Annotated in this window: 9 protein-coding genes and 1 pseudogene; 8 read left to right on the plus strand and 2 right to left on the minus strand. The window is 69.7% G+C overall.

The annotated features are described in order from the left end of the window. Positions 1-102: 102 nt before the first annotated feature. From HF323_RS12945 to HF323_RS12970, 6 genes and pseudogenes are all read left to right on the plus strand, one after another. Positions 103-372 (plus strand): Rho termination factor N-terminal domain-containing protein, encoded by a 270-nt coding sequence (locus tag HF323_RS12945; protein ID WP_169583018.1) that lies wholly within the window; start codon positions 103-105, stop codon positions 370-372. A gap of 25 nt (positions 373-397) precedes the next feature. Continuing rightward, the gene (locus HF323_RS12950; RefSeq protein WP_169583019.1) at positions 398-1,384 is read left to right on the plus strand and encodes a DNA topoisomerase IB; all 987 of its coding nucleotides are present in this window, start codon (positions 398-400) and stop codon (positions 1,382-1,384) included. A gap of 9 nt (positions 1,385-1,393) precedes the next feature. Further along, positions 1,394-1,804, plus strand: coding sequence for a CrcB family protein (locus HF323_RS12955; protein WP_169583020.1), 411 nt, complete (start codon positions 1,394-1,396; stop codon positions 1,802-1,804). After that, on the plus strand, positions 1,801-2,184 hold the full coding sequence (locus HF323_RS12960; RefSeq protein ID WP_317451074.1) for a CrcB family protein: 384 nt from the start codon (positions 1,801-1,803) through the stop codon (positions 2,182-2,184). Before HF323_RS12955 ends, HF323_RS12960 begins: the two co-directional genes overlap by 4 nt. A gap of 114 nt (positions 2,185-2,298) precedes the next feature. After that, positions 2,299-5,370 (plus strand): annotated as a pseudogene (locus tag HF323_RS12965) (efflux RND transporter permease subunit); the annotation flags it as partial. Positions 5,371-6,253: 883 nt separating this feature from the next. After that, a complete protein-coding gene (locus tag HF323_RS12970; protein WP_169583022.1) occupies positions 6,254-8,173 on the plus strand; it encodes a clostripain-related cysteine peptidase in 1,920 nt (639 codons plus the stop codon). 7 nt (positions 8,174-8,180) lie between these two features. Here the strand turns inward: HF323_RS12970 and HF323_RS12975 are convergent, their stop codons facing one another. After that, a complete protein-coding gene (locus HF323_RS12975) occupies positions 8,181-9,257 on the minus strand; it encodes a DUF998 domain-containing protein (RefSeq protein ID WP_169583023.1) in 1,077 nt (358 codons plus the stop codon). A 57-nt stretch (positions 9,258-9,314) separates the two neighbouring features. Further along, positions 9,315-9,950, minus strand: a complete 636-nt coding sequence (locus HF323_RS12980) for an antibiotic biosynthesis monooxygenase (RefSeq protein ID WP_169583024.1) — start codon at positions 9,948-9,950, stop codon at positions 9,315-9,317. A gap of 168 nt (positions 9,951-10,118) precedes the next feature. Between HF323_RS12980 and HF323_RS15480 the strand changes: the two genes are divergently transcribed. After that, positions 10,119-10,739 carry a hypothetical protein gene (locus HF323_RS15480; RefSeq protein WP_248279611.1) on the plus strand — a complete coding sequence of 207 codons (621 nt, stop codon included), beginning with the start codon at positions 10,119-10,121 and terminating at the stop codon, positions 10,737-10,739. 327 nt (positions 10,740-11,066) lie between these two features. After that, positions 11,067-13,070: a DEAD/DEAH box helicase gene (locus HF323_RS12990; RefSeq protein ID WP_169583025.1), complete on the plus strand. Its 2,004-nt coding sequence runs from the start codon at positions 11,067-11,069 to the stop codon at positions 13,068-13,070. Positions 13,071-13,100 lie beyond the last annotated feature (30 nt).

Genomic DNA, 13,100 nt, shown 5'->3' on the forward strand with positions numbered 1-13,100 from the left:
CCATCCGGCCGACTCCACCCGCGCCCGCTGTCAAGCCCCCGGATCGGCGGGAGACTGCGTCGTAACGTGGCCGCACACCATCGGTCGAAGCGAGGAGGAGCGATGCCTCAGGGACGGGGTTCGAACAGCCTCAAGGACCCGGAGCTCTACGAGGAGCTGCGCAAGGACGGGGCCTCGAAAGAGAAGGCCGCGCGCATCTCGAATGCCGCGGCACGAGACGGGCGCGAGAACGTCGGGCAGCGCGGCGGCGAGTCGGGCTCGTACGACGACTGGACCGTCGACGACCTGCGAAGCCGAGCTAGAGAGCTCGGCATCACCGGGTACTCGGGCAAGAGGAAGTCCGAGCTCATCGATATGCTGCGCAACCACTGACACCGAGAGACCGAAGGGAGGACGGATGCCGAAACTGTCGCGCGTCCGTCCTTTCGACGACCCCGGCTTCCGCCGCGTGCGCGCCGGCGCCGGGTTCCGGTACCTCGATGCGAAGGGACGCTCCGCACCGGAGCGCGATGTCGAGCGCATCCGTGCGCTGGTGATCCCGCCTGCCTGGCAGGACGTGTGGATCTGCGTCCGCCCGGACGGCCACATCCAGGCCGTCGGCACCGACGACGCCGGGCGCAAGCAGTACCTGTATCACCCCGACTGGTCGGCGGGCCGCGACCGCCGCAAGTACGCGCGTGCGCTGCAGCTGGCGCAGACTCTCCCGCGGGCGCGGGCCCGGGTGACGACGGGTCTTCGGCGCAGCGATCTCGACCGGGAGCGGGTCCTGGCGGTCGCGTTCCGCCTGCTCGACCAGGCCGCGCCGCGCATCGGCTCCGAGCGGTACCTCGCCGCGAACGGCAGCCGGGGACTGACCACGCTGCAACGCCGGGACGCGTCGGTCGAGGCATCCGTCACCACCCTCTCCTTCCCCGGCAAGAGCGGCAAGCGGCAGTACCTCGAGATCGACGACGACGAGCTCTCCGTCGCGGTCGAGCTGCTCGCGGCCGGCCGCCCCCGGTCGCCGCTGCTGGCGTGGGAGCGCAGCCGGCGTCGCGTGGCGCTCACTCCCACCGAGGTCAACGCCTACGTGCGCTCGCTCACCGGCGGGCGGTTCACCGCCAAGGACTTCCGCACGCTTCGCGGCACGATCCTCGCCGCCGAGGCGCTCGCCCGCATCGGGACGGTCGACACCGCAGCCGAGCGCAAGCGCGCCGAGCAGCTGGCCGTTCGCGCGACGGCCGAAGCGCTCGGCAACACTCCCGCCGTCGCGCGAGGCTCGTACATCGACCCGCGCGTGTTCGTGCGATACCGCGACGGCGAGACGCTCGACCTGTCGAGGTCGCCGGAATCGGCGATCATCGCGCTCATCCGGCCCAAAGGACGACGCCCGGCCGACGAGTAGCGTGAGGGGATGAGCCGCGTCGACCTGCCGACCCTCGGGTACGTCGTCGTCGGCGGGGCGTTCGGCGTCCTCGCCCGTGCCGCGCTGCTCGAGCCGGCCGCCGATCCCGCGCTGGTGCCGTGGGTCACGCTCGCGATCAACGCGGTCGGATCGTTCCTCCTCGGCGTCGTGGTCGGCGCACTCGGGGACCGGCGCCCGCACGCGCGCGCATTCCTCGGAACAGGCGTGCTCGGAGGATTCACCACCTACAGCGCCTTCGCCGTCGAAACGGCGCTGTGGCTCACGACGCCGATCCTGGCTGTCGCGCTCGCCGCGGCATCCGTCACCGCCGGCGTCGCCGGCGCTGTCGCCGGGCTCGCGGTCGGCCGCCTGGGCGCTCATGCCCGACCGGGGGCGATCGATCCCGAGGTCGCCGAGTGAGTCGCCCGCTCCTGATGCTCCTGGTCGCGCTCGCCGGTGGCGCCGGCGCCGGACTGCGATACGTCGTCGACCGTCTGGTACCCGCCCGGCGCGGGTTCCCGGTCGGCGTCCTGCTCGTGAACATCAGCGGCTCCCTCGCGCTCGGGGTGCTGACCGGGCTCGGCGCGGTGGTCGCGCCGCAGCTCGGTCTCGTGCTGGGGCTGGGGCTGCTGGGCGGTTACACCACCTTCAGCACCGTGTCGGTGGAGTCGGTCCTCCTCGCCGAGCGCGGACGGTGGCGGGATGCCGCCGCCAACCTCCTCGGAACGCTGCTGCTGTCGGCGGCCGCCGCGGCCGCCGGCCTCGGCGTCGGCGCACTGGTCGCGAACGCCTTCCGATGATCCCTGCTCGCAGGCGTCGATCAGGGAACCGGGTGAGATACTGAACTCGATACATTCCCGTATCCCTGCGCCGCTCGGCGCGCCACCGGTCGCATCATTCCCACGAAGGCATCCGTGTCGAACCTCGCCGTCCTCAGCCTCAAGAACCGCGCGCTGATCGCGCTCGTCACGATCGTCGCGGCGCTCTTCGGCTCGCTCGCGCTCGTGAACCTCAAGCAGGAGCTCATCCCGTCGATCGAGTTCCCCACGCTCATCATCGTGTCGACGTATCCCGGCGCGTCGCCCGAGGTCGTCAACAACGACGTCTCGGTGCCCATCGAGACCGCCATCCAGGGTGTCCCCGGGCTCGAGTCGACGACGGCGACGAGCACCACGAACGCGTCCATCGTGCAGGCCTCGTTCACCTACGGCACCGACCTCGCGACCGCCGAGCAGAAGCTGACGCAGGCGATCAACCGCATCCCGTCCCTTCCGGAAGGCGTCGAGCCGACGGTCATCTCGGCCAGCATCGATGACTTCCCGGTGATCCAGCTCGCGGTCACGGGGTACGAGGACGAGTCCACGATCCAGGCGCAGCTCGAGGCATCCGTCATCCCCGACCTCGAGGACGTACCCGGCGTGAATGCCGCCGAGATCGTCGGCGGCGTCGGGCAGCGCGTGACGATCACCCCCGACCAGGCCGCTCTCGCCGAGGCCGGCTACACGCAGCAGGCGATCCGGGACGCCCTCGACGAGAACGGCGTGCTGTTCCCCGGCGGCGAGATCACGGCCGAGGGCGAGACCCTCACCGTGCAGACGGGCACGAAGATCGCCTCGGTCGAAGAGATCGCCGCGCTGCCCCTGGTGCCCTCGAGCGCGGAGCAGCTGCAGTCCGGCACGGTCACGATCTCCGACGTCGCGACCGTGGCGCAGGGGCCCGACCCGGTCACCACGATCTCGCGCGTGAACGGCGAGCCCGCTCTCACGATCGCCGTCACGAAGCTCCCCGCCGCGAACACCGTCGACGTGTCGCGCGGCGTGCTGGCCGTGCTCCCCGATCTGGAGGAGAGCCTCGGCGGTGCGCAGTTCACCGTCGTGTTCGACCAGGCCCCCTACATCCAGGAGTCGATCGACACCCTCGCGAAGGAGGGACTGCTCGGCCTGTTCTTCGCCGTGCTGGTGATCCTGGTCTTCCTTCTCTCGGTGCGGGCGACCCTGGTGACGGCGATCTCGATCCCGACGAGCGTGCTCATCACGTTCATCGGGATCCAGGCCTTCGGGTACTCGCTCAACATCCTCACGCTCGGCGCGCTCACGATCGCCATCGGGCGTGTCGTCGACGACTCCATCGTCGTGATCGAGAACATCAAGCGCCACTACGTCGGCGACGCCGACAAGCGGCAGTCGATCCTCCTCGGCGTGCGCGAGGTGGCGGCCGCCATCACCGCGTCGACCATCACGACCGTCGCCGTCTTCCTGCCGATCGCCTTCGTCGGCGACGTCACCGGTGAGCTCTTCCGGCCCTTCGCGATGACCGTGACGATCGCGATGACCGCGTCGCTCTTCGTCGCGCTGACCATCGTGCCGGTGCTCGCCTACTGGTTCCTGCGGCCCGGAAAGCCGCTGCTCGACGCCGACGGCGAGGCGATCGACCCGGAGCACCCCGACGCTCCGCCGAGCCGCCTGCAGAAGTCCTACCTCCCGATCCTCCGCTGGACGCTCAAGCACTCGTGGGTCACGCTGCTCCTCGCCGTTCTGGTGCTCGTCGGAACGGCCGCCGCGGCGCCGTTCATGAAGACGAACTTCCTCGGCGATTCCGGTCAGAACACGTTCACGATGACGCAGACGATCGGTGAGGCGCCGAGCCTCGATGCTGAGAGCGCGGCCGCAGAGCAGGTGGAGGCGGCTCTCGCCGACATCGAGGGAATCGAGACGGTGCAGGTGTCGATCGGCTCCAGCGGGTCGGCGCTGCGCGACGCCTTCTCGGGCGGTGGCAGCGGCATCACCTACTCCATCACGACGGACCCGACCGTGGATCAGGTCGCCCTCCGCGAGGACGTGCAGGAGGCCGTTGCCGGCCTCGAGGACGCCGGCACGATCACCGTCGCCACCGCGGGCGGCGGGTTCGGATCGAGCGACATCGAGATCGACGTGACGGCACCCGATTCCGAGACGCTGCAGACTGCGACCGACGCCGTCGTGAGCGCCGTCGAAGGCGAGGAGGGCGTCGGCCAGGTCACGAGCAACCTCTCGGCCTCGCTGCCCTACATCGCCGTGACGGTGGACCGTGACGCGGCCGCCGCGCTCGGCCTGTCCGAGGTCGCCGTCGGCGCCCTCGTGTCCAGCACGATGCAGCCGCAGTCGATCGGGTCGATCGAGATCGACGACACCGCTCTCACGGTCTACCTCGCGGCCCCGTCGACGCCCGCGTCGCTCGACGACCTGCGGCAGCTGCCGGTTCCCACTGCCACCGGTCCGGTCCCGCTCGAGCAGGTGGCGACCGTCGAGGAGAGCGAGGGGCCCACCTCGATCACGACACAGCGGGGCCAGCGCACCGCGACGGTGACCGTCACCCCCTCCACAGACGACCTGGCCGCAGCATCCGCCGCCGTCACCGCCGCGCTCGAGACCGCCGACCTGCCCGACGCCGCGGACGCCTCGCTCGGCGGGGTCGTGTCGCAGCAGCAGGACGCGTTCTCACAGCTCGGACTCGCGATGCTCGCGGCGATCCTGATCGTCTACATCGTCATGGTGGCGACCTTCAAGTCGCTGCGCCAGCCGCTGCTGCTGCTCGTGTCTGTGCCGTTCGCGGCGACGGGCGCGATCCTGCTGCAGATCATCACGGGCGTGCCGCTCGGCGTCGCCTCGCTCATCGGCGTGCTGATGCTCATCGGCATCGTGGTCACCAACGCGATCGTGCTCGTCGACCTCGTGAACCAGTACCGGACGAAGGGTCTCACAGCGCACGACGCCACGATCGCCGGAGGATCGCGACGTCTGCGCCCGATCCTGATGACGGCTCTCGCGACGATCTTCGCACTGACGCCCATGGCGCTGGGGATCACCGGGCAGGGCGGATTCATCTCGCAGCCGCTCGCGATCGTCGTGATCGGCGGCCTCGTCTCGTCCACCGTGCTGACGCTGCTGGTGCTGCCGACGCTCTACAACCTGGTCGAGGGCGCCAAGGAGCGGCGGGCTGCCCGCCGCCGGGGCGACGCCCCCGTGCCGGCGCGAGCCGACGCGGTTCCGGCGCCGGAGCTCGTGGGGGCTGCGGCGATGACGCGGCGTGAGCGTCGCCGTCTCGAGGCGGGCATCGCTCCCGCCGTGCTCGCGCAGACGCCGGTGCCCCTGATCGAGGAGGGACCCGACATCGAGGTCTCGAACACCGCAGCGGGGACGGATGCCTCGGCCGGCGACATCGATTCGAACGACGCCGATACGGCGCGGGCCGGTGAGGTGCCGGTGATCGAGGAGGGTCCCGATATCGAGGTCTCCGACTCCGCCGCTGCTCCGCCGGCCGCAGCCGCGGCGGCGCCGGATCTCGCCGAGGGCGACCTCGCGGAGCCGCAGGGCGGGGCCGGGGAGGCCGAGCCCGGGGAGGCCGAGCCCGATGAGGCCGCGCCCCAGGAGGCCGAAGCGGAGCGTGACGTCGCGGCTGAGACGCCGGCGACAGAGCCTGCTGAGGAGCCCGAGCCAGCCGAGGAGCCCGAGCCTGCCGAGGAGCCCGAGCCTGCCGAGGAGCCGGAGCCTGCTGAGGAGCCGGAGCGGGCCGAGGAGAGGGAGTCGGCTGAGGCCTCCGAAGCGGAGGAGCAGTCCCACGCCGATTCCGCAACGAACGCCGACGCCGATTCCGAGACCGACGCCGGCATCGCGGCCGACTCCGAGGCAGCCGAGCAGGCGGTCGATACCGAGTCCGATCAGTCGGCCGGCGACGCCCACGAGCGCCGGGAGGACGAGCGCCGCGACTGAGGGAAGGCGCTTACTATCGCCCAGGCCGGGTGATGATCCTTCAAGACCCCCCGATCTAGGCTCGCTGCCGACGGATCGGGGGTCTTCTTCGTCGGGCTCCCCTCCATGGAAGGGATCACCGGTGAAACCTGAACGGTTCATGCTCCTCGTCGCGCTTCCCCTCGTCGCGATCGTGGCGATCGTCGCGCTCGTGCTCACGCAGTCGGGAGGCGGCGACACCGAGGCCGACTCGAGAGACGAACCCTCGTGGACGTTCATCGCGTATGTCATGGGAGACACCAACCTCGAGCCCTACGCGCTCGACGATCTCAGCGAGATGGCTTCGGTCGGGTCGAGCGAAGAGCTCAACATCGTCACGATGGTCGACCGCAGCCCCGACTACTCGTCGGACGGCGTGCTCAACCTCGACGACTGGGAAGACACGAAGCTCTTCGAGGTGCAGCAGGACGAGTTCGTCGAGCTCGACGACCTCGGTGAGCTCAACACGGGCGATCCCGCCACGCTCGCGTCATTCATCGAGACTGCGATCACTGAGTACCCCGCCGACAACTATGCGCTGCTGCTGTGGGACCACGGCGGCGGATGGCTCGGCATGGGGGCCGACGAGACCGATGACGAGGATGCCCTCGAACTCGACGAGATCTCGCAGGGCATCGGCGAGGGGCTCTCGGCGGCCGGGGTCGACAAGCTGGACCTGCTCGGCTTCGACGCCTGCCTGATGGCGACGTACGAGGTGGTCAGCTCGCTCGCGCCCTACGCCGACTACATGGTCGCCTCGGAGGAGGTCGAGCCGGGGCACGGCTGGAACTACGAGCAGCTCGCCGTCATCGAGGAGGATCCGTCGACGGATGCCCCGACTCTCGCCGCCGCGATGCTCGAGGGGTTCCAGGAGCAGGCGGTCGAGGAGGACACCGTCTCCGACATCACGCTCGGCATCCTCGATCTGAGCGGCGTCGATGCGCTGGTGACGGCGATGGACGACGTGGCCGCGGACTTCGTCGCCGACCCTGCGGCGTACACGCCGGACCTCGCGCTGGCGCAGCACGATGTGCTCGAGTTCGGCCGCGACCCCGATCCGTCGCAGAGCTTCTATCAGATCGACCTCGGCGGATTCCTCGACAACCTCATCGAAGACGGCGAGGGGGAGCTGGCGGAGAGCGCGGCCACCGCCCGCGAGGCGCTCGACGCGATGGTGCTCCAGCACATCGCGGGTGAGGCGACGAGCGCGTCGACAGGGCTCTCCATCTACTTCCCGCCGCTGCGCTCGTGGTTCTACGACGACTACATGCGTCTCGAGGACGTCCCCGCGTGGCCGGCGGCGCTCGCCGAGTTCTACGCGAGCGGACAGACGCTGGGCGCGTCGGGACAGGCGACCTTCGACGAAGGCGCACCGCCCGTGGCCACCACGGGAGACGAGGGTCTCAGCGTCTTCGCCCCGCTCGCCGACGGGTCGTCCGACTCGGTCGTCGAGGCGACCGTCGCGGTGGGGTTCGAGTGGGAGGGCGAGTCGGTCTACGCCATGCAGATGCCGGCGTATGTCGTCGAGCAGGACGGCCGGACCGGCATCCGGGCCGACTCGGACCTGACCTACATGACGATCGGCGACGGCGCGGAATCGGAGCTCGTCTATCAGAGCATCGGCATCGACCCGGGGACCGGAAACACGGTGATCGACATCCCGCTGGATTACGTGGCCCCGGGCGACGACCCCGACGTCTACGAGGATGCCCTCCTGTCGATCGTCATCGACGAGAACGGCGAGATCATCGAGCAGGACTTCTATGCGCGTGATGCCGGTGGGACCCTCGGCGCTTACGCGCCCGACCCCGAGGGGACGCTCTTCCCGATCGCGCTGGTCTCGACGGAGGATGACGAGTGGGTGTACCAGCGCACCGGTGACGAGGGCGTCTCGGCCGACCTCGATTCGCTCGAGTACGCGATCGAGCCGGTACCCGCCGGAACCAAGCTGCTTCTCGACCTGATCGTGCGCGACTACAGCGGCGCGGGCGACGACGTGGAGGTCTGGGTCGACATCGAATGACCGGGGGTCAGTCGGCGCGACCGGCCGCTTCGAGGAAGCGGATGAAGACGGCGATCCAGCCGAAGATCAACGCGAACACGATGATCTCGAACGCGGTCAGCGAGAAGTACCCGACCGCAGGGATGAAGAGGATCACCGAGGCGATCGTCGCGGCGAAGAAGGACCAGGACGCCACGAAATAGCTTCGGGGCATGCCGCGCAGGAGCGTCGGCCCGCTCACCAGCAGCACGATGAACATCGCGGCCATCCCGGAGGCCGAGATGTTGTGGAGAGCGAGGTTCACGTCGACGGGAAAGATCCCGACGCACGCGAGCATGATGCCCATCACCACGAACAGGATCGGCACGACGCGCGCGCCTCGCGGGTTCTCGAGGACGCCGGCGCGAACCTGCTCCTCCATGTCGTTGGCGATGTAGACGGCGAAGGTCGTGACGAGCAGACCGCCCGCGATGAGCGTGCCGTTGAAGATCCAGCTCGACAGCGCATCGAACGAGCCGAGGTGGCTGAAATGAACGGTCCACCACTCCGGATCCGGGGTCGTGACCATCGCGGTCAAGGTGCCGATCACGATGAACGTCATGAGCAGGGACGACATCCGCTGCGTCGTCATGCTTGAGACCGACAGATAGACGATGTAGGCGGACAGTCCGAGGGTGACCGTCATCAGGACCACGGCCCAGAAGGTGATCACCGGCAGGCCGATGAAGCCGAGCGCGAGGACGCGGTACAGCGCGTACGTCGCGAGGAAGGCGAGTGCGATGTGGACGATCACGACCGAGATGGTGTTGACCGTGAACTTCCATGAGGGCAGGGATCGCCGCCACTCCTGACCGGGCCGGTTGCGTGAGCGCCAGTAGCCGATCGTCGCGGCGATCGCGGCCACGACGGCCGCCCCGATCGCCGCCCACAGCGCGAACGGATCCTCGTCGGCCAGGCTGAGCGACGGTGCGAGCAGTGCGACGACGAAGCCGTACAGGGCGCCGGCGATGCCGCCGGCGAAGGCGAGGTAGACCGCTTCCGACTCGACGCGGCGCGTCGGGGCAGGCGTGCCATCCGGCAGGAGATCGGTGCGAGGCGAGGCCATGGCGTCAGTGTAGGACCGGTGGATGCCTCGGCCCCGCGACGCGCGGGACCGGCCAGGTCAGCGCGTCCGGTGCAGCCAGGGCCGAAGCATCCGCGTCACCCACGGCAGCACGAGGTACGTCATCACTGGCGTCAGAAGCAGAGTCGCGAGGAGGACGCGGAGGACGAGCGGCTGATCCGCGAAGCCGGGGACGAAGCCGAGCAGCCACGACGCGAGCAGGTTCGTGGGGAAGAACCCGAGCCAGATGGCGACGGCCTGCTTCCAGCGGGGCGGTGCTGCGGGAATCGGCTGCTGGATCGGGCCGGTCGCGGAAGAGGCATCCGCGTCCCCTCCGGCGTCACGAGACTCGACGTGTGTCGCGAAAGGCGCGTCGAACCAGCCTTCGATGCCGGTACGACGCTCGACGCGGACTTCGCGGGCGAAAGCGCGGCCGGAGTCGAGCCACCACGAGCGCTGGGGCGACTGCTCCCACGCTTCGAGGGTCGGGATGTCGCGGAAGCGGTACAGCATGTACCAGAGGTCGCTGCCTTCGCCGGCGCGGACCCAGCCCGAGCCGAGGAAGCCCGCGAAGCCGGTCGCGAGATCTGTACCCGCCTGCATCCAACTCGTGGCTTCGACAGTGCGGGACGGGTCGATCCGTCGTTCGATCGCGACGGTGATGGGGTGGGCCACGGGTTCTGCCATGCCATCCATTCCACACGATCGAGCGGTTCGGTGACCGCCTCGCGCAGCGAGAGGTGCGGCGGGGCGTCCGGACACGCGGCGAGCATCCGCGGGAGCACGCTCAGCCAGGCGCCCACGGACGCGAACCCGAAGAACTCGAAGCAGGCGAGGGTGATGAAACCAGCGGTGAGCAGGACCATGCCGGTCGCCAGCAGAATGACGCACAGCGCCGAGGCGGTGCGGAACCGCCGCGCGAAGCCGGGGATGCCGAGGCTCGTCGCGACGATGGCGAGGAGGGAGAGACCGAGACCCGCCGCCGCGACGTCGTGCATGACAGGGCTCACCGGGATGGGGATGAGGCCGACCACCGTCAGGTGCAGGCCAGCCGACATGACGGAGACCCGGAACGCGCGGGCCGTCTTGCGCCCGGTGCTCGTCGGGAGAACGGTGACGGCGAGCACACCGTACGTGGCCAGCAGGAAGCCGGAGACGATCGCCGTGCCGTTGAACACGTGGCCGGACAGGTCGTCGAAGGTGCCGAGCTGCGAGAAGTGGAGCTGCCACCACAGCGGATCGCGGGTGGTCAGCACGGCGACGATGACGCCTGCGGCGAGTGCCGCCATGGCCCCGTGGCTGAAGTGGTGGGCGGTGTGCCGGGCGCTCGGTCGCTGCGCCGCGGAGGGCGCCAAGGAGGCGACGCTCGGGCGTTCGGGATATGCGAGGAGGGTCACGGGACTCACGTTCTGTGTGTGCGTCGAGACCCCGAGTCGTCGACCCCCCAAGTCGAACGCCTCGGAGAATCGTCGCGCGCTACGCTGACGGGTCCCCAGGAAAGCGGATGGACCGCTATTGGGGACATGATAACGCCAACTGCATGTAAACCCCCAGGGTGTATCCAAATCCCGGATGAGGAACTTTCCCAGATCGGTGGTCTAATCTGGCTTCGTCGGCTCTGGACACCGCGTGATTGCGCGGATGGGTTTGTGAGTCCAAGGGGCCGATGGTGGAGACGAATCCGTCTCGACGACCATCACTGAATGGCCCCCGGCCGACGACAGTCCGGGTCTCTTCGCGTCGCACGGCGTCCTGACACGCGTGCGGCGGCGGAGCGCTGTTCTCTGCAGAACAACCCAGAAGGACACGCACGTGCCCAAGAACAAGAAGCCAGCCGGCGGCCGTCCCGCGAAGAACTTCGAGCCCCGCTACGCCGCGAAGACCAGCTACCAGGACCGCAAACGCCGGCCGGGGGAGTCGTCAGCGGGGAAGCCCGGAAGCAAGAGCGCCGGCCACCGCGGTCATCGTCCGGAGCAGGCGGATGCCGCGCCCAAGCGCCGCTGGACCGCTCAGGAGCGGGCAGGGCGCGACGAGGCCCGCGGCATCCGCACTCACGCCGGCGCGCGTGACGAGCGCGGCGGCCGCTCGTACGACGACCGCCCGCGTCGGGATGAGCGAGGAGGGCGCGACCCCCGTGCCGGCCGCTCGTACGAGGACCGCCCCGCGCGGTCCGTTTCCGACCGCACGTCCCGCCCGTCCCATCTCGACCGGGTCGACCGCGACGACCGCCGCTCCTTCGGCGACGCCCGCCCGTCGTACCGCCGTGACGACCGTCCGCGTCGGGATGACCGGCCGGCGCGTTCGTTCGATGACCGTCCGCGTCGGGATGATCGTCCGGCGCGTTCGTTCGATGACCGTCCGCGTCGGGATGATCGTCCGGCTCGTTCGTTCGATGACCGTCCGCGTCGGGATGATCGTCCGGCTCGTTCGTTCGACGACCGCCCGCGTCGGGATGATCGTCCGGCGCGTTCGTTCGACGACCGCCCGCGTCGGGATGACCGGCCGCGCCGCGGCGCCGCGCCGACCCGATCGGACTGGAACGCGCCGGCGCGCTCGGCCGCGCACGAGGCGCACGTCGACGTCGTCCACGAGCGCCTTCAGGCCGAGGCCGTCCAGGCGGGCGAGGTCGCAGACGTGAGCTTCGCCGACCTCGGCCTGGGCGACAACATCGTCCGCACGCTCGCCGAGCTCGGGGCATCCCAGCCGTTCCCGATTCAGGCGGCGACGATCCCGCCGATCCTCGCGGGCAAGGACGTGCTCGCCCGCGGACGCACCGGATCGGGCAAGACGATCGCCTTCGGTGCTCCGCTGGTGGAGAGCGTGCTCCGGTCCCAGACGGGGCAGCGCCGTGAGTTCGGCCGGGCGCCGAAGGCCCTCATCCTCGCGCCGACGCGCGAGCTGGCCCTCCAGATCGACCGGACGATCCAGCCGATCGCGCGCAGTGTCGGCCTCTTCACCACCCAGATCTACGGCGGTGTCCCCCAGGGCCGCCAGGTGGGCGCCCTCAAGCGGGGCGTCGACATCATCATCGGAACCCCCGGACGCATCGAGGACCTGGTCAACCAGGGCAAGCTCGATCTGTCCGGCATCCGCGTCGCGGTGCTCGACGAGGCCGATCACATGTGCGAGCTCGGATTCCTCGAGCCCGTGCAGCGAATCCTGCGCCTCACCGCCGACGGGAGCCAGAAGCTGCTCTTCTCGGCCACGCTCGACCGCGAAGTCGCCGCACTGGTGGACGAGTTCCTGGTCGACCCGGCCGTCTACGAGGTCGCCGGCGAGGACCAGGACTCGGGCACGATCGACCACCGCGTCCTCGTGATCGATCACCGTGACAAGGGTGAGATCCTCGCGTCGCTCGTCGAGCGCGAGGGCAAGACCCTCGTCTTCGCCCGCACCCGCGCGTACGCGGAGATGCTCGCGGAAGAGTTCGATGACGCCGGCATCCGCGCCCTCGCACTCCATGGCGATCTGAACCAGGCCAAGCGCACGCGCAACCTGGAGCGCCTCACGTCGGGCCGCGTCCAGGTGCTCGTCGCCACCGATGTCGCCGCGCGAGGCATCCACGTCGACGACATCGATCTCGTGGTGCAGGCGGACGCGCCCGACGAGTACAAGACCTATCTGCATCGGTCGGGCCGCACCGGTCGCGCCGGCCGCTCGGGAACCGTCGTCACGCTCATCACACGCCAGCGCCGCCGCCGCATGACCGAATTGCTGGATCGCGCCGAGATTCACGCGCCGTTCGACGAGGTCCGTCCCGGCGATGACCTGCTCGAGGAGCTCTCGGGTCGTCAGCTCTCGGGCGTCGACGCCTGAAGCGTCTGGTCGCCGGCTCATCTCCCTCGC

Origin of the sequence: Microbacterium sp. MF43 (assembly GCF_012847295.1) — a bacterium.
Lineage (GTDB): Bacteria > Actinomycetota > Actinomycetes > Actinomycetales > Microbacteriaceae > Microbacterium.

Excerpts from the sequence above, each read along its gene's own strand:
- HF323_RS12945 (WP_169583018.1), top strand. The coding sequence starts at position 103 with ATGCCTCAGGGACGGGGTTCGAACAGCCTCAAGGACCCGGAGCTCTAC.
- HF323_RS12950 (WP_169583019.1), top strand. The coding sequence starts at position 398 with ATGCCGAAACTGTCGCGCGTCCGTCCTTTCGACGACCCCGGCTTCCGC.
- HF323_RS12955 (WP_169583020.1), top strand. The coding sequence starts at position 1,394 with ATGAGCCGCGTCGACCTGCCGACCCTCGGGTACGTCGTCGTCGGCGGG.
- HF323_RS12975 (WP_169583023.1), bottom strand. The coding sequence starts at position 9,257 with ATGGCCTCGCCTCGCACCGATCTCCTGCCGGATGGCACGCCTGCCCCG.
- HF323_RS12980 (WP_169583024.1), bottom strand. The coding sequence starts at position 9,950 with ATGGATGGCATGGCAGAACCCGTGGCCCACCCCATCACCGTCGCGATC.
- HF323_RS15480 (WP_248279611.1), top strand. The coding sequence starts at position 10,119 with ATGCCGGTCGCCAGCAGAATGACGCACAGCGCCGAGGCGGTGCGGAAC.